Origin of the sequence: Clostridium sp., assembly GCF_051278035.1 — a bacterium.
In the GTDB taxonomy this organism is placed as follows: domain Bacteria; phylum Bacillota; class Clostridia; order Clostridiales; family Clostridiaceae; genus Clostridium_AD.
Genome location: NZ_JBNMNU010000002.1, coordinates 1 through 17,592 on the forward strand (window position 1 = coordinate 1; position 17,592 = coordinate 17,592).

A 17,592-nucleotide genomic window follows, 5' to 3' on the forward strand; every position below is an offset into this window, starting at 1 on the left:
TAAGTAGAATATTTGGAGAATTTTATTATAAAATGAGTAAACTATTTCAGGAGGGGGAAAAATAATGGAGGTTAAAACTACAACAGAACTTAAACCGAAAACGGAATTCAAGGAAAAAGTACAGCGCTTTGGACGTTTTCTAAGCGGTATGGTAATGCCTAATATTGGAGCATTTATTGCATGGGGGTTAATTACGGCGCTATTCATTCCAACAGGATGGATACCAAATGAAAAACTTGCTGCATTAGTAGGGCCAATGATTACCTATCTATTACCACTATTAATAGCATATACTGGAGGAAAAATTATAGGTGGTAGTAGAGGTGGAGTAATAGGAGCAATAGCTGCTATGGGTGTAATTGTAGGATCAGACATACCTATGTTTATCGGCGCCATGATAATGGGTCCCATGGGTGGATTTGTTATTAAGAAATTTGATAAATCCATCGAAGGGAAAATTCCAGCCGGTTTTGAAATGTTAATAAACAATTTTTCAGCCGGAATAATTGGTATGCTACTGGCACTCCTTGCATTCCTTGGAATTGGACCTTTGGTACTTGGTCTAACAAATATACTAAAAGCAGGACTGGGAGCAATAGTGGATGCAGGCTTATTACCATTAACATCTATATTCATTGAGCCAGCTAAAATATTATTTTTAAATAATGCTATAAATCATGGAATACTCTCACCTATAGGAATACAAGAAGCAAAGGAAGTAGGAAAATCAGTAATCTTCCTTCTAGAAACAAATCCAGGCCCGGGCCTCGGAATACTTTTGGCCTACTGGACGTTTGCAAAGGGAATAGCAAAAGAATCTGCTCCATCAGCAGTAATTATACACTTTTTAGGTGGAATACATGAAATATACTTCCCTTATGTTTTAATGAAGCCAATACTTATACTAGCAGTAATTGGTGGTGGAGCAAGTGGAATATTCACATTTGGACTATTTAATTCAGGACTTGTAGCAATAGCATCACCAGGAAGTATATTTGCTTTAATGGCTATGACACCTAAAGGTGGACTTTTAGGTATTTTTGCAGGAGTAGCTGTATCAGCAGTAGTATCCTTCTTAATAGCAGGATTCTTTATTAAAAGGTCTAAGGATTCAGAAGGCGACGAATTAGAAAAAGCGAAGACATCAGTAAAGGAATTAAAAGGAACTAAGAAAGCTGAACTAGAAGTGAAGACATATAGCAATACAGAAATAAAGAAAATCGTATTTGCATGTGATGCTGGAATGGGATCAAGTGCTATGGGAGCATCTACTTTAAGAAACAAACTAAAAAAAGCAGGCATAAACATAAAAGTAATAAATTGTGCCGTAAATGATATACCAAGCGATGCACAGGTTATTGTTACGCATGAGAGTTTAGCTGCCAGAGCTAAAGCATCAGGACCAGTGGCTGAATATATAGAAGTAAAAGATTTTCTTAAAAATAATGCATTTGAACAGATCCTTGTATTATTAGACTCTTCAAAAGTAGAATCTGTTAATGATAAAAATGATTTTCCACAAGAAAGTAATGTATTAAAAAGAGAATGCATTAAAGTTCATTTGAAATCTACAGAAAAATATGAAGCTATAAGATTAGCAGGACGTCTTTTGGTAGATGGAGGGTATGTTAACGAAGAATATATCGAAGCTATGGTTGAAAGAGAAAATGATCTTACAACCTATATCGGGCAAGGTGTTGCAATTCCTCATGGAGTTGGCGCTGCAAAGAAGGATATAATTAAATCTGGAATAGTTGTGCTCCAATACCCTCAGGGAATATACTTTGACGGAGATTTAGCGTATATTGTAGTAGGGATTGCTGGAGTAGGAAATGAACACTTAAGTATTTTGTCTAATTTAGCAAATGTTATTGAAGATTCAGATGAAGATACACTAAATAAGATAAGAAATACTGATGAAATAGAATATTTATATAAAACATTTACAAAACAATAAAAGAAGAGGTGTAATATGATTATAACCGTTACGTTAAATCCAGCTGTGGACAAAACAATGGAAGTAGATAATTGTACAATAAACACTGTTAACAGAGTATCTTCTATAAAATTAGATGCTGGTGGAAAAGGTATTAATGTTTCAAAAGTGGTAAAGAGTCTAAATGGGGAAAGCATAGCACTTGGCGCTCTTGCTGGTAAAACTGGAGAGTTTATTAAAAACTATTTAGTTACTGAGAAAATTGAAAATGATTTCCTTTTTGTTCCTGGCGAAACGCGTACAAATATAAAAATTGTTGATAAAGTTAAAAATACAAATACTGATATAAATGAGTCTGGTAATAATATTTCTGAGGATGACATTAAAAAAATTAAAGAAAAGATATTTAATCTTGCTAAAAAAGATGACATATTGGTATTGTCAGGAAGCGTACCACAAGGAATAGAAAAAAACATTTACGAACTATGGATAAAAGAGGCAAATGAGCTAGGAGTTAAGACCATTTTAGATGCAGATGGAGAACTATTAGAAAATGGAATTAAATCAGCGCCATATTTAATCAAACCCAATATACATGAATTAGAACAATTATTTGATATAAAAGTTGAGGGTATTGATCAAACTATAAAGCTTTGCACCGGTATATTCGATTATGGTGTTAAGATGATAGCTGTGTCACTAGGATCCGATGGGGCATTATTTATGACTAGAGAAAAAACAATACATGCACGCGGCATAAAGGTTAAAGTAAAGAGCACAGTAGGAGCAGGAGATTCAATGGTTGCAGCTCTAGCATATGCTCTAGACAAAGGTTATTCCTTTGAAAGAGCAGTTACGCTGTCAGTTGCGTCGGCAACAGCCGGAGTTATGACAGATGGTACCGCTGCAGGAAGTCTTAACGATATATTAAATATCGAAAAACAAGTAGTGTGTGAAAATTTATAGAACTTGCATATTAAATATTATAGAAAGGTGGAATTATTATGAAAACTAAAGCAGTAAGATTATATGATAAAAGTTTATTGAAAATGGAGGAATTTGAACTTCCAGAAATTAACGATGACGAAATACTTGTTAAGAATATAACGGATAGTATTTGTATGTCAACATACAAAGCAGCGATTTTAGGTAAAGAACATAAGAGAGTACCAAATGATATTGATGTTAATCCAGTTATTGTTGGGCATGAATTTTCAGGTGAAATAGTGCAAGTAGGATCTAAGTGGAGTAGTAAGTTTGAAGTAGGTAAAAAATTTGCAATACAACCTGCACTAAATTATAAAGGAAGTATGGCATCGCCAGGATATTCTTACAAATACTTTGGAGGGGCAGCAACCTATACTATAATACCTCAAGAGGTAATGGAGCTCGGATGTCTTTTAAATTATGAGGGAGAATCATTCTATGAAGCTTCTCTATCTGAACCGATGTCATGTATTATTGGAGCATACCACGCTTCATATCACACTATAGTAGGTAAATATGAGCATAATATGGGGATAGTTGAAGGCGGTAAAATGGCTATTCTTGCAGCAGCAGGCCCTATGGGATTTGGAGCAATAGATTATGCACTTCACTGTGACAGAAGGCCAGGTACGCTTGTTATAACTGATATTGATGATAAAAAATTGGAACGTGCTGAATCAATATTTACAAAAGAAGAAGCGGAAAAATGCGGAGTTAAACTTATTTTTGTTAATACAAAAAATTTAGAGAATCCAACTGAATATTTGAGAGCCTTAACTGGAGATACTGGGTTTGATGATGTTTTTGTTTATACACCAATAAGTTCAGTAGTTGAACTTGGAGATAGTATACTTGGAGGGGATGGTTGCCTTAACTTCTTTGCAGGGCCTACAGATAATAAATTCTCAGCAAAATTCAACTTTTACAACGTACACTATGCTTCTGCACATATAGTTGGAACAAGTGGAGGAAATACTAATGATATGATTGAATCATTACAGATGTCAGCTGCAAAAATAATAAACCCGGCTGTTATGATTACTCATATAGGAGGTCTTGACAGCGTTGCAAAAGCAACTTTAGATCTACCTAAAATACCTGGAGGTAAAAAGTTAATTTATACAAATATTGAAATGGAATTAACTGAAATTGAAGATTTTGAAGAAAAAGGAAAAACAAGTCCACTATTTGCTGGACTTGCTAAAATAGTGGACAGCAATAATGGACTATGGTGTCTGGAAGCTGAAAGATTTTTATTAGCTAATTTCAAATAATAATAGAGGAGTATTGATTATGATAGAAAAAAATATAACAATAGTAAATAATACAGGAATACATGCAAGACCAGCATCGCAACTTGTTAAATTAATAGGTACTTTCAAAAGTGATGTAAAAATCGTGAGTGAAACTAAAACAGCCAATGCTAAAAGTATAATAAATATTATGTCACTAGGATTAATACAGGGTAGTGTATTAACCATTAGAATCGATGGAGAAGATGAAAAGTCAGCTATGGATGCTCTTTCAAATTTTATAGCGAACTTAAAAGATTAAAATATAAGTAAAAAAATATCCGCAAAATACGTAAATAAATATAATATAAGTTTATGTATTTTTCGGATTTTTAATAAATAATTTCCATTAACTTTTTATTTAATCAATGCATATAATATAGTGATTAAATAAATACGATTTGTTAAGAATCGATAAAGCCATTGACATTACGCTCATATAAAAATATAATGGGTTGGACAAACGAATGTATGTAATATGGAAGAGGTGATAATAAATAGGAAAATTGTAGATGATAAATTGAGAGAAGAAGAAAAATCAAAAGCGCCAGAACTTAAGTTTAGTTAACCTGAGTTGACGAGGATGGGGAGTATCGAATCTTCGGCGGATGCCCCACGGTAGCGCACTACCGTTAACGGTTGATAAAAGCAAAAAGTGATTTTTGTAACAATATCAATCTGGTGTTAAAACCTTAATAAATAGTCACAGCACCATTAAGTGTTGAATTAATTAGTATATTTCAATGGATTATTAAAAACATTGACTTCAAATATGCTTAGTTAAAGAGCGCCTTTATGTGCTGGGCATCATTTAAAGATGATGCATTGATCAAAATTTTTAAATTGAGAGGAAGATGAATATGTGCGGAATAGTAGGATATTATGGAAGTAGAGAGGCTTCGCCAATTATGGTAGAGGGGCTTAGTAAATTAGAATATAGAGGTTATGATTCAGCAGGAATCGCGGTTATAGATGACGGGACATTAAGTGTAACTAAATGTAAGGGAAGACTTGCAAATTTAGAAGCTCAATTATTAGAAAACCCACTTAGTGGTAAAATAGGTATAGGACATACTAGATGGGCTACTCATGGTAAACCATCAGATGAAAATTCTCATCCACACACTAATGAGAAAGAAACTATTAGTGTCGTTCATAATGGAATTATAGAGAATTATATTCGTTTAAGAGAATGGTTAATGTCAAAGGGATATAAATTTACATCTGAAACTGATACAGAAGTAATTCCACACTTAGTAGATTACTACTATGAGGGAAGTATAGTTGAAGCAGTAAGGAAGGCTGTTACTAAAATGGAAGGTAGTTATGCCATAGCAGTAATATCAAGCCATGAACCAGATAAATTAGTTGCTGTAAGAAAAGATAGTCCATTAATAGTAGGACTTGGCAAAGATGAATTTTTTGTAGCTTCAGATATACCAGCAGTATTAAATCATACAAGAGAAGTATATTTATTAGAAGATAAAGAATTTGTTATAATTTCAAGTGAGGGAATAAAGCTTATTAATGCTGAAGGCGAAGCTATAAGTAAAGAAATTTTCCATGTTACTTGGGATGCAGAGTCAGCTGAAAAGGGTGGATATGAGCACTTTATGCTTAAGGAAATCCATGAACAGCCAAAGGCAATAAGAGATACAATGACTTCAAGAATAGTTCTTGGAGAGCCTATTACATTAGATGACATAAATATAACTAAAGAGCAAATTAAAAAATTAAATAAAATATATATAGTAGCTTGCGGAACTGCATACCATGCAGGGGCTGTAGGTAAATACGTAATAGAAAAGCTTGCAAGAATACCAGTAGAACTAGATATAGCTTCTGAGTTTAAATATAGAGATCCGATAATGGATGAGAACACACTTATGATAGTTATCAGCCAATCTGGAGAAACTGCAGATACTATGTCAGCGTTAAGACTTGCAAAGTCAAAAGGCGCAAGAGTTATAGCAGTAACAAATGTTGTAGGTAGCGCAGCTTCAAGAGAAGCAGATGACGTATTATATACTTGGGCAGGACCAGAAATTGCAGTTGCATCGACTAAAGCTTATGTAACTCAGCTTATAGCAATGTATATAATAGCATTGTTCTTTGCACAAAATAAAGAAACATTGAGTAATGACGAAATAGAAGAAATTAAAATAGCCATGATGGAACTTCCAGAAAAAGCAGAAGCGGTAATTGCAAATAAAGAAACTGTGCAAAAATTCACAGCAAAAACTTATATGCAAAAGGATATGTTCTTCATAGGACGAGGACTTGACTATGCAGTTGCAATGGAAGGATCATTAAAGCTTAAAGAAATATCATATATTCATTCAGATGCTTATGCAGCAGGAGAGCTAAAACATGGTCCTATAGCCCTTATGGAAGAAGGAACTGTAGTTGTAGCACTTGCAACTCAAGAAGCATTATTTGATAAGATGGTAAGCAATATAAAAGAAATAACTACTAGAGGAGCAAAAGTATTTGCTTTCGCACTAGAAGGTCATACTGAAATTGAAGAAGCTGTTCATTCTGTAACTTATATACCAAAAGTAATGGATATATTAGTGCCAGTAATTTCAGTAATTCCACTACAATTATTGTCTTATTACATGGCAATTCAAAAAGGTTGCGACGTTGATAAGCCAAGAAATTTGGCAAAATCTGTAACCGTAGAATAGTTGATGACCATGTGGCGAGGGGTATTGTATTTATAAATAAAAGAACCAATCAAAAAGCAGGAGCCTTTAATCAGATAATGATTAGAAGTTCCTGCTTTTTTATATTTTAAAACAAGTGTGAGTTATAACTATTGTTATAACTCACAGTGTATACATTTGAATTCCCTAATTATGTTTAGGTCATTTAGCTTATAGTAAATTAAATTTAAAAGATTGAAACTCTTATGTTTTGAAGGATATTAAACATATTTGTAGAATAATGGTATTATAGGAAGCAAAATTGCATATTTTCAGTATGTCTACAATGGGAAGTTGAAAGGGTATGAAGAACTTAATAGAGTTAAGGCATATTAATTGCCAAGCTCTGAAGTTAGGGCCGCTGAACGGCGTATAACAATGAACCCGCGCAAGGGTTCTGGGCTTTTCGTGTTCTGCTTAGACTCAGTGTTTTTGGAAGCCCATACCCACATCCCTTCTGCATAAGATAGAAGCTATATTAGGCCGAAGAGCGTCTCGTCTTCGAATCCGTTAGAAGAAAGAATTGCAGCATAAGGTAAATGCTTTGGGTAATACAACTTTAAAACAGGTGAGATATTCGCTGATGAAGGGTTGATTTTCTATGAGGATGATAAATTAAGGTGTCAATTTGAAAAATACCCAAGAGCAACTGGTCAGAATCAATATAACTCAAGAAAAAGTAACAACATTTGATTTGCAATATTATTTGACTATGTTTAAGATAAATGTTGATAACTGAAATCTTATGCATATTTAGTATAATAGGAATATACGAAAGAGTATAGAGGTCTAATTGACTAAAATTATATAAAGAAAAGGTGGGGGAATAATCTTGAAAAAAATAATAAGAATATTTTGTGTTTTGTCTTTAGTAACATTAGCATTAGTAGGGTGTAGTAGTTCTGATGAAGGCGATGATAAAAAAGTAGCAAAAAAGTTAATCAATAGTATTTACACAGTAGATGTCCAAGAGATAATTGATTTCAAAAAGCCTGTAGGTGTAGTTATAGACACGGAAAAACCAATGACCCAAGAAGAGTATGATAAAAAAAGCAAAGCATCCCTAGAAAAGATAAAGTCTATTGATAAAGAAATAGTAGCTTTGATGACAGAGAAAGGTTACATGGGAGTATTAGCAAATCAGTTTAAAAGCATAAGTACAAAAATATGTGCAAGGAACAACTACACATCACAAGTTACTGACATTACTTTAGGTGAAAACTTATACAAAGACTACAAAGATAACGATAAAGTAAGGTATCCTTACGAAGTTAAATTTGATTTTATATCTTCAGATGGTAAAATAAATCAATCAGACATAGTTAAAGGAGCTGTAGACTTAGTAAAAGAAGATGGTAAGTGGAAAGTTTGCTTGTTTGGTGTAACTAAATTTCCAAAACTATACAAATAGTGAATAAACAATAAACAATAAACATCTATTAGATTCATTTAAAGATTGGCATAATATCAACAGCTTTCTCAAACATAGCCTATTCTTTAAGTCCGTCATAAAGTACTGTAAGAATTATTCAGATAAACTGGGTAGCTTACGCAAAGATAATATTCATTCCAAAACAGCTGAAATGGGTTACTATATTGAAGAGTCATATTGGGGGCAAGGCATCGGGACAAGTGCCGTTAAACAAATATGTAAGCATATTTTTGAAAATACAGATATTATCAGAATTTTTGTATGAAGGTACTTTGAGGAAAAATGCAGTGAAAAATGGAGCTGTTCTTGATATGGAATTATATTCATTAGTCAATGAATATAGTGAATGAAGTAATTGATTGATATGAGTATAATGAGAAATTCAAAAATTCCAATTTATCGTTAAGTTAATTCTCAATCCCTTATATGACGAACAAAGCCCAAAAGAGCCGTAAGGCGCCCTACCTACCCGACAAGTAATCAATTTCAATTATGAAGCAGAATGGATCTAACAAAGGAGATAATAATATGTCAATTACTATTAAACGAAATACTGGATGGCAGGGCATGAGCTCAAAAATCCAAATAGAAGTAAACGGAGAAAAGGCATACGGTATCATGGAAAATAATAGTGTAGATGTTGAACTTCCTGATGGTAAAGCTCACATAAAGGTCACGCAATTTGGAATGAAGAGCAATGAAATAGCAGTTAAAGAAGGAGATATAATACGAATAACATCAACAAAATGGGTTCGAATGAGTTCTCCTTTAATATTGATTATATCCTTTTTAACAATTTTCCTTCCTAATTTAACATATAGACTAACTATATTTTTCATTTTAGGGGCATTGATTTTTATTAGTATATTCTTGTTTAATGGATTTCATCTTAGCGTTTTTGACAGAGAAAATTGATAATGGTATTTTCAAGAATTAACATAAATAGAGTGGCTAGTATTAAATAAAGTCAAAAAACATATTTGTTATTGAGATTTTAATAGTAAAGAGACTTTTTAACTTGATGTAGATAGAGTACTTAAATGCATTAATTCAATATATGAATTAGCATTATTATGGTTAGGGCGTGATTACTTTGAAAAAAATAAAAATATCGATATTAATAATATTCTATTGTGTTTTGCATTCTTGGATTTATATCCTTCATTCTCAAAGCAATGTAAATCGATTTGTTAAGGCAGGCATTGCATCGACTGCCTCGACGATATTAGTGATATTATGTTTTGTTGTTTATTTTAAAAAGATTAGAAGATCGTAAAAAGGAGGGCTAAATGTGCTCAAAAAACTAATTTACGAAAAAATCTGGATTTTGGGAATAGTGCTATTGATTTGTAGTGTATTGACTTTAAATAGTTTTTATTTTATATCTAATGTTGTACAAAATATTTATTATGGTATATATGTTGTTTTATCAGTTATAACTATTCTAATTATTCGTAAGCAATATTCTTTAGAAATTCACAATGGCTTCTTTATACTTTTCAATTTATTAGTTATATACATAGCATATATAACTTTTACTGATGTACCATTATTCATGGTATTCCCATCACTCTTAATATTTCCGTTATTTTGCTCTAAAAAATCACATGGGATATTTAAAGTTTTTTCTACTATCTCGTATATTCTACTTTTAATTGCAATGGTTCTTCTCCTATTTATGAGAGTGATTTTTACATCTGTAACATTAGAAAAGACAGTAGATTCACCAAATAACAAACAGATAATTGAAGTTTATTCAATAAACAATGGTGCTGTAGGGGGATATACTCGTGTATATTTAGCACAAAAACATTATTACTTATTTAAAAAAAATAGGTTTATTTACACTGGTTATTATGGATAAGGTAATGATATTGTTAAGTGGATAGACAGTAATCATATTAAAATTGATAATAAGACTATAGACATTACATCCCAATAATATAGTACGCATTCTTAATCTAAGGTGACTTATATAATTATGTTAGGAGGGAAATAATGAAGAAAAAAATTATTAGGAATTTATCATGTGCTTTTTTAGCAATTTCTCTTGTATTTATAGAAGCATGTTCTAAAAAAGATATTAATTTAGACATAAATAACAATAAACAACAACAAATAGAAGAAGTCAAAAATGAATCTATATCGGAGGGTAATGACAAAGACCTGAGTATTGCTAAGCCAGTGCAAATTGATGTAATGAATAATGTACAGTTGGAAAATGTACATTTAAAAGAAGTAATAGATGATAAAGAGGAAAAGCTAAAAAATGGAGTGTATGGTTGTATTAGTAAGGCTGAAGGTAGTTACTATGTATTTATTAATGGGGTAGACTACTGGTATTCAAATATTACATTTAATGTAAAGGATAAAATATTGACTATTAAGTATGATACAAAGTATGAAAGAGGCTTAAGAATTAAGCATCTTTTTCTGATAGCACCTAAAAATGCAGGGGTTTTTAATGATGTAGAATTAATTAACAATGGTAATAAAGAAACATTCAAAATATTATTTAATAATTAATATTCTTATCTTTTGTAACAAGGGTTAGAGAATGGTAAATATTATAATTTACAAAATCCTAACAATATATTTTTGTACTGAATATTTAAATTGAATTTATCAGAATAGCTTGTAATTGAGGAAATTACAGGTTTATAAATATTTTGAAAAGAATGGTGAAAAACAAATTGTTCAAGTTGCACATATGGAGGTATGTAATGAAACTGACGGCACTTATTGAAAATAAAGCTACTGGTAATTTGAGCGGGGAACATGGACTTTCTGTCCATATCGAATACAAAGGTAACCAGTATCTTTTAGATACTGGTGCATCAAACCAGTTCCAGAATAATGCGAACAAGTTAGGCATAAATTTGAAAAATATTGACACTGCTGTTTTATCACATTGTCATTATGACCATTCTGGTGGATATGGTGAATTTTTTTCTAAAAACATAAAAGCAAAAGTATATCTCCAAAGTGCAGCAAGGGAACTGTATTATGCCAAACTAGGATTGATTAAAAAATATATTGGTATTCCACGAGGTATCTTAGATACATATAGTGATCGATTTGTTTTTGTAGATGGGGATTATGAAATTGATGAAGGTGTATGGTTAATTTCTCATAAAACGATTGGGCTAGCAGCGCGGGGAAAGAAAGCACATATGTATCGAAAAACAGAAAAAGGATTTGCTCCAGATGATTTTCAGCATGAACAAAGTTTGGTGTTTCATTTAGAGAACGGTATAGTTATTCTAAATAGTTGCTGTCACGGTGGTGTTGATAACATTATTGAAGAGGTGATGGAAACGTTCCATGGAAAAGAAGTTTTGGCTATAATCGGTGGTTTTCATTTAATGGGGAATACAGGCACAAAATCTATGCGTGGAAAACCAGAAGATGTTACAGAATTAGGGAAACGACTATATGATTTGAATGTAAATCATATATATACTGGTCATTGTACTGGTAATCCGGCTTATAAGATATTGAAAGAGAGCCTGGGAGAACGGTTGCAATATTTTAGTACGGGCACCATAGTTGAACTATAATATTATGAGCAATAATGTAAGAGAGGTATATCTCCATTCATGAACGATATTGATGATGTTAAGGACGACGAGTTTGTCTTCAAAGATGATATCTATCCAGTACCCATGCTTAATGTGTATTCAGATAGATCATGGAGCAATCTTGATCAGTGGCCACAATGCGAGAGAAATTATGCACTGCTTTCTGGTACTAATGCAACTGCATTTAATGTCCACATTAGATCTATTAATTTTGGTCTTACTGTGGACAATTTTTATTTTAAAGATAATTCCGGATAAAATCCGATTTCGTTATGTTTTGAAGGATATTGAATATATTTGTAGAATAATGGTATTATAGGAAATGAAATTACATATTCTCAGAATGTTAATAGGGTTTTACAAATGAAGGGGCTGATAAAGTTGAAGTTTTTTGATACCTATAAAGGATTACCTAAGAGTATATATATTATATTTTTGGCGCAAGTTACAAATCGGTTTGGTGGTTTTGTAATACCGTTTCTAACTTTATTTTTAGTTAAGAAAATGGGACTTAACTATGAGAGTGCTGGATTTGCAGTAATGCTTACTGCATTATCATCAATTCCAGGCTCTTTTGCTGGAGGGTTTATTGCAGATCATATTGGACGGAAAAAATCTTATATTTGCTTTCAATTTACCGCAGGATTTTTTCTATTTTTCTGCGCTTTTGTTAGTAACCCTCAAATTATAATTGCACTTGTTTGTATATCCTCATTTTTTAACGGAGGGGTGCGCCCAATTATGTCAGCAATTATAACAGACGTATTACCAGCTGAAAAAAGACAAATTGGATTTTCAGTATCATATTTGGGAATAAACTTAGGAGCAGCAGCTGGACCACTTGCAGCTGGATTTTTATTTAACCATTATATACCGCTTATATTTATAGGCGATGCAATTACTTCACTTATAGCTGTAATTCTAGTAGCACTAAATATACCGGAGACATTACCAGATTATAACAATACAAAATTTATTACAAATGAAGAAAAAAGTGAAGAAGGTACCGTTTTTACAGTCTTGCTAAAACGTCCTAAAATTCTAGTTTTTCTTATTATTAATATATTTTTAAGCTTTGTATATACGCAAAATGTATTTTCACTACCCATAATGTTAGACCATATTTTTGGAAGTAGTGGCGCAAGAAATTATGGCATTCTTATAAGTTTTAATGCAATAACAGTTCTTGTCTTAACTATGTTTATAACTAATAAAATAAGGAAATGGAATCCATTGAGTGCAATAGCAATGTCAGGAGTCATGAGTGCTATTGGTTTTGGAATGATTACATTTATACATTCCATGCCATTATACATAATATCAACGCTTATATGGACAATAGGCGAAATTATGATCGTGACGAATTTTGGAGTATACATAGCAAATAATGCACCGCAAAATTTTAGAGCGAGATTTAATGCAGTTACAGGATTAAGCTTCGCAATAGGTGGGGCGCTTGGCACGTCACTTATGGGTAAATATATGGACATTTTCGGAGTTAAAGCTGTGTGGCCATTGGCTTTCTTTTTAGCCCTATTTGGATCAGCAGGAATGTATCTTCTTAAGATTAAGACAGAAAAAATATAAGTAGAATAAAAAATGTTAAAGCTTTTAAGCTTTAACATTTTTAAACTACTGAGTATTAAGAATAAGATTCTAAGTGTTATGCACCCATGAACATATCTATATCATCATCTACATTAGTTATTCCAGCAATTCCAAAGTTATCAACTAATACTTTTACTACGGTAGGGGATAAAAATGCTGGAAGAGTTGGTCCCAAATGAATGTTTTTGACTCCTAAATGTAATAATGCAAGTAGTACTATAACAGCTTTTTGCTCATACCATGCAATATTATAACAAATAGGTAGTTCATTTATATCTTCTAATCCAAATACTTCTTTTAGTTTAAGTGCTATTACTACTAATGAGTATGAATCATTACATTGACCAGCATCTAGTACTCTTGGAATTCCACCAATATCACCTAAATCTAATTTGTTATATTTGTATTTTGCGCAACCAGCTGTAAGTATAACTGCATCTTTTGGTAATTTCTTCGCAAATTCAGTGTAGTAATCACGGCTCTTCATTCTACCATCACACCCTGCCATTACAAAGAATCTTTTTATTGCTCCAGATTTAACAGCATCTACAATCTTGTCTGCAAGAGCTATTAGTTGATTATGAGCAAAACCTCCGACTATTTCACCTTTTTCAATTTCTTTAGGTGAAGAGCATTTTTTAGCCTGTTTAATTATTGCAGAAAAATCTTTTGCTTTTCCGGATGCTCCGTCAGCAATATGCTTAACACCTTCAAAACCTGTTACTCCAGTAGTGTATATTCTATCTTTATAAGAAGCCTTTGGAGCTACAATACAGTTTGTAGTCATAAGTATTGGTCCATTGAAGCTTTCGAATTCTTGGTTTTGTTTCCACCAAGCATTTCCGTAATTACCTACTAAGTGCTTATATTTTTTAAATTCAGGATAATAATTACCTGGAAGCATTTCGCTATGAGTATAAATATCTATTCCCGTTCCCTCAGTTTGTTTTAATAATTCTTCCATATCTTTTAAGTCATGGCCACTAATTAATATACCAGGGTTATTTTTAACTCCTATATTAACTTTTGTTATTTCAGGATTTCCGTAGCTAGTAGTGTTGGCCTTATCAAGTAGTGCCATTGCATCAACGCCGAATTTACCACACTCAAGAACTAAAGCCACAAGTTCATCAACGCTAAGAGAATCGTCTAAAGTAGAAGCCAGTCCCTTTTGAGCGAAGGCATGAAGTCCTTCATCATCGTATCCAAGGTTATTCGCATGTTTAGCATATGCAGCTATACCTTTGAGGCCGTAAATTAGAAGTTCTCTTAAAGACCTTACATCTTCATTTTCAGTTGAAAGTACGCCGACCTTGCCTGCTTTTTCATTAAATTCTTTCAAATCATTAGAAAACCAAACTGCTGCATCAGGTAAGTTTAATTCTTCTTCTTTACCAAATCCAAATATATTAAATATTTTCTTAAGCCAAGTTGCATTTTCACCTTTATCACTTAATCTAATACCAGCTTTAAGAAGTTGTTGCTTTACCTCTTCTCTTAAGCTTAAGCCTTTTCTTATTCTAGTAATAAATGTATTTTTATCGAAATTTGCATTTGTTATAGTTGCAAATAAACTGTCCATTATAAATGTATCTACTTCCTTATTAATTATATCGTTCTCTCTAGCACGTACACTATATATAGATATTCCTTTAGTTATATAAATTAATAAGTCCTGAGCCTTTGCAAGGTCTTCAGTCTTACCACATACTCCCTTTACAGTACAACCTGTACAATTGGCTGCTTCTTGACATTGATAACAAAACATAGACATACGAATCGCCCTCCATCTTTTTCTTTTGTAAGCACCATATGTGCCTCGTTTATGATGCAAGTATACTAGTTTATAGTGAGGTTGTCGGTAACGTATGTTACTAATATGTTTGTTATCTAAAAATAATAGAAAATTATTATTCTACATATGCCTTTAACTTAGCTAATTGTTTTATAAGAAGTACTTTGTTTCCCTTAAGACTGATGATATCCAAATCTTCAAATATACTTAACTTCCTGCTTATGGTTTCTCGTGTGACTCCAACATAATTCGCCATCTCTTCTCTATTAATAGGTAATTTGATTTGCAATCCTTCATCTGTAGAGACACCATACTTTTCCCCAAACTCTAAAAGCATAAAGGCAATTCTTATTTCTGCATCATTAGTAGCGAGATTTTGGGCAAGATTTTCAGTCTGAGATAGACGTTTTGAAATAACTTGTAATAGGTTTAATGATATTTCTGGATTACTCATGATAATTTTATCCATATTTTGCTTAGTTAATGTACATATCTTAACGTTTGAGATAGCATAAGCATCAAAATTAAATAGTTCATCACTACTAAACAAGCTTAATTCTCCAAAGAAATCACCACCAGTGAAGATATGAACTATTTGCTCCTTACCTTCTTTTGTTAATTTAGATATTTTAACTTGACCTTCATTAATAATGAATAGAGTGTCTGATTTTTCACCTTGACTACATAACATTTCGCCTTTGTTATAGACCTTATGTCCTGTCATATCAATAATTTTTATAAGCTCATCATCAGATAGAAATGAGAATATCGGTACTTTCTTGGCGCATAAACTATGATTACACTTTTCACAATTACACTTTTCCATATATATCACCTACCATCTAATATAATACATTTTTAATTTATTGTGGTCAAATAATAATAAACATTAATTTTAAATATTTTTGATTTGTGATTTGAATCATATTTTTAAAATCAAAATTATTATAGAATAGGGTCATAGGAAAGCAAGAACCAGTTAGAGCAAAGTAAAATATAGGAGGAATACATTATGAATAAAAACATTATGCTAAGTGAGAATATATATTGGGTTGGTAAGGTTGATAATAGAGAGGTTCCTTTTCATAGATTAACATTAACTAAAGGGACAACTTATAATAGTTATTTATTAATGACTGAAAAACCAACAGTTATAGATACTGTTGATATGAGTTTTGGACGAGAGTATGTAGAAAATTTAAAAAAGATAATAGATCTTGAAAAAATTAGATACATTATAATTAACCATACTGAGCCTGATCATTCTGGGTCGCTTGGAAGTTTGGCAGCGTATGCTAAAAATGCCGTAATCGTGTGCACAAATTTGGCTGTAGGTCAGCTTAAGGAAATGTACAAACTTCATAATAGAGAATTTCTAGTAGTAGGTGATGGGGATACGCTAGATATAGGAGGCAAAACCCTCAAATTCATAGAAACACCTTATCTTCATACAGCAGAGACCATGATAACTTATTGCTTAGAGGATAAAATTTTATTCCCTTGTGACATATTTAGTACTCACGTAGCCAACTACGAGTATTTTAATGATATGGCAAAAGAGAATATAAATGATGATTATATTGGGTATTATAAATTGATAATGCATCCTCATAGAAGATATGTTCAAATTATGATCGAAAAAACTAGGAATTTAGATATAAAGATGATAGCACCATCGCATGGATATATACTTAGGGACAATGTTCAAAGTTTTATAGATATTTATGATAATATGAGCAAAAACACAGAGACAAATAAAAAAACATTGATTCTATACTCCACTATGACGGGTAGAACAAAAAAAATTGCTACATTTATTAAAGAAAAATTTGAAGAGCTAAATATAGTTTCAGATACCATAGATGTAAATAAAGTAGCAAAAGAAGAAGTTATGAAGGCTATTAATGAGGCTGATGCTATTTTCTTTGGTAGCTCCACAAAGTATGCTGATATGATTGGGAACATGGAAGATATATTAAAAGAAATACATGCTCTAAACCTAGAAAACAAAGTAGGTGCGGCTTTTGGTTCTTATGGTTGGAGTGGAGAAGCTATAGAGGTGGTTCAAGATTATTTAAAACAAAGTAATATTAAAGTCTTGAGTACTTCTGATGTAATTAAGTCCACAGGTATGATTAATGTAGAATTTCCATTAAGAATTAGATTCTCACCAAACGAGGACAACTTAAAGAGCATTGAAAGAGCAGTTAATTATACTGCTGATTTACTACTTGCCACGATTTAAAAATAAGAGGA

At 32.1% G+C, this 17,592-nt stretch carries 16 protein-coding genes; 14 read left to right on the top strand and 2 right to left on the bottom strand.

What is annotated here, in order from left to right:
- Positions 1–64: 64 nt before the first annotated feature.
- The 13 genes from ACJAX4_RS00540 to ACJAX4_RS00600 all read left to right on the top strand — a co-directional run bounded on the left by ACJAX4_RS00540 (position 65) and on the right by ACJAX4_RS00600 (position 13,520).
- Positions 65–1,957, top strand: coding sequence for a PTS mannitol transporter subunit IICBA (locus ACJAX4_RS00540; RefSeq protein WP_435787495.1), 1,893 nt, complete (start codon positions 65–67; stop codon positions 1,955–1,957).
- A gap of 15 nt (positions 1,958–1,972) precedes the next feature.
- A complete protein-coding gene (gene pfkB / locus ACJAX4_RS00545; RefSeq protein WP_435787496.1) occupies positions 1,973–2,902 on the top strand; it encodes a 1-phosphofructokinase in 930 nt (309 codons plus the stop codon).
- Between the two features lie 38 nt (positions 2,903–2,940).
- Positions 2,941–4,197 carry a zinc-binding dehydrogenase gene (locus ACJAX4_RS00550; RefSeq protein ID WP_435787497.1) on the top strand — a complete coding sequence of 419 codons (1,257 nt, stop codon included), beginning with the start codon at positions 2,941–2,943 and terminating at the stop codon, positions 4,195–4,197.
- Positions 4,198–4,216: 19 nt separating this feature from the next.
- On the top strand, positions 4,217–4,477 hold the full coding sequence (locus tag ACJAX4_RS00555) for an HPr family phosphocarrier protein (RefSeq protein WP_435787498.1): 261 nt from the start codon (positions 4,217–4,219) through the stop codon (positions 4,475–4,477).
- A gap of 598 nt (positions 4,478–5,075) precedes the next feature.
- Positions 5,076–6,902: a glutamine--fructose-6-phosphate transaminase (isomerizing) gene (glmS, locus tag ACJAX4_RS00560; protein ID WP_435787499.1), complete on the top strand. Its 1,827-nt coding sequence runs from the start codon at positions 5,076–5,078 to the stop codon at positions 6,900–6,902.
- 850 nt (positions 6,903–7,752) lie between these two features.
- The gene (locus ACJAX4_RS00565) at positions 7,753–8,331 is read left to right on the top strand and encodes a hypothetical protein (RefSeq protein ID WP_435787500.1); all 579 of its coding nucleotides are present in this window, start codon (positions 7,753–7,755) and stop codon (positions 8,329–8,331) included.
- Positions 8,332–8,503: 172 nt separating this feature from the next.
- Positions 8,504–8,617 (top strand): GNAT family N-acetyltransferase, encoded by a 114-nt coding sequence (locus tag ACJAX4_RS00570; protein ID WP_435787501.1) that lies wholly within the window; start codon positions 8,504–8,506, stop codon positions 8,615–8,617.
- A 263-nt stretch (positions 8,618–8,880) separates the two neighbouring features.
- The gene (locus tag ACJAX4_RS00575) at positions 8,881–9,267 is read left to right on the top strand and encodes a hypothetical protein (RefSeq protein ID WP_435787502.1); all 387 of its coding nucleotides are present in this window, start codon (positions 8,881–8,883) and stop codon (positions 9,265–9,267) included.
- Positions 9,268–9,643: 376 nt separating this feature from the next.
- Positions 9,644–10,216, top strand: coding sequence for a hypothetical protein (locus ACJAX4_RS00580; protein WP_435787503.1), 573 nt, complete (start codon positions 9,644–9,646; stop codon positions 10,214–10,216).
- A 134-nt stretch (positions 10,217–10,350) separates the two neighbouring features.
- On the top strand, positions 10,351–10,878 hold the full coding sequence (locus ACJAX4_RS00585) for a hypothetical protein (protein WP_435787504.1): 528 nt from the start codon (positions 10,351–10,353) through the stop codon (positions 10,876–10,878).
- Positions 10,879–11,045: 167 nt separating this feature from the next.
- The gene (locus ACJAX4_RS00590) at positions 11,046–11,912 is read left to right on the top strand and encodes an MBL fold metallo-hydrolase (RefSeq protein ID WP_435787505.1); all 867 of its coding nucleotides are present in this window, start codon (positions 11,046–11,048) and stop codon (positions 11,910–11,912) included.
- Positions 11,913–11,951: 39 nt separating this feature from the next.
- On the top strand, positions 11,952–12,191 hold the full coding sequence (locus tag ACJAX4_RS00595; protein ID WP_435787506.1) for a hypothetical protein: 240 nt from the start codon (positions 11,952–11,954) through the stop codon (positions 12,189–12,191).
- A gap of 123 nt (positions 12,192–12,314) precedes the next feature.
- Positions 12,315–13,520 (top strand): MFS transporter, encoded by a 1,206-nt coding sequence (locus tag ACJAX4_RS00600; protein ID WP_435787507.1) that lies wholly within the window; start codon positions 12,315–12,317, stop codon positions 13,518–13,520.
- Positions 13,521–13,596: 76 nt separating this feature from the next.
- Here ACJAX4_RS00600 and hcp read toward each other — a convergent pair whose 3' ends face one another.
- Together hcp and ACJAX4_RS00610 are read right to left on the bottom strand one after the other, a co-directional pair.
- The gene (gene hcp / locus ACJAX4_RS00605) at positions 13,597–15,315 is read right to left on the bottom strand and encodes a hydroxylamine reductase (protein WP_435787508.1); all 1,719 of its coding nucleotides are present in this window, start codon (positions 15,313–15,315) and stop codon (positions 13,597–13,599) included.
- A 136-nt stretch (positions 15,316–15,451) separates the two neighbouring features.
- Complete coding sequence (locus tag ACJAX4_RS00610; protein WP_435787509.1) at positions 15,452–16,162, bottom strand: Crp/Fnr family transcriptional regulator; 711 nt, start codon at positions 16,160–16,162, stop codon at positions 15,452–15,454.
- A gap of 186 nt (positions 16,163–16,348) precedes the next feature.
- Here ACJAX4_RS00610 and ACJAX4_RS00615 point away from each other — a divergent pair, with 186 nt between their 5' ends.
- Positions 16,349–17,581 (top strand): FprA family A-type flavoprotein, encoded by a 1,233-nt coding sequence (locus ACJAX4_RS00615; RefSeq protein WP_435787510.1) that lies wholly within the window; start codon positions 16,349–16,351, stop codon positions 17,579–17,581.
- Positions 17,582–17,592: the final 11 nt, after the last annotated feature.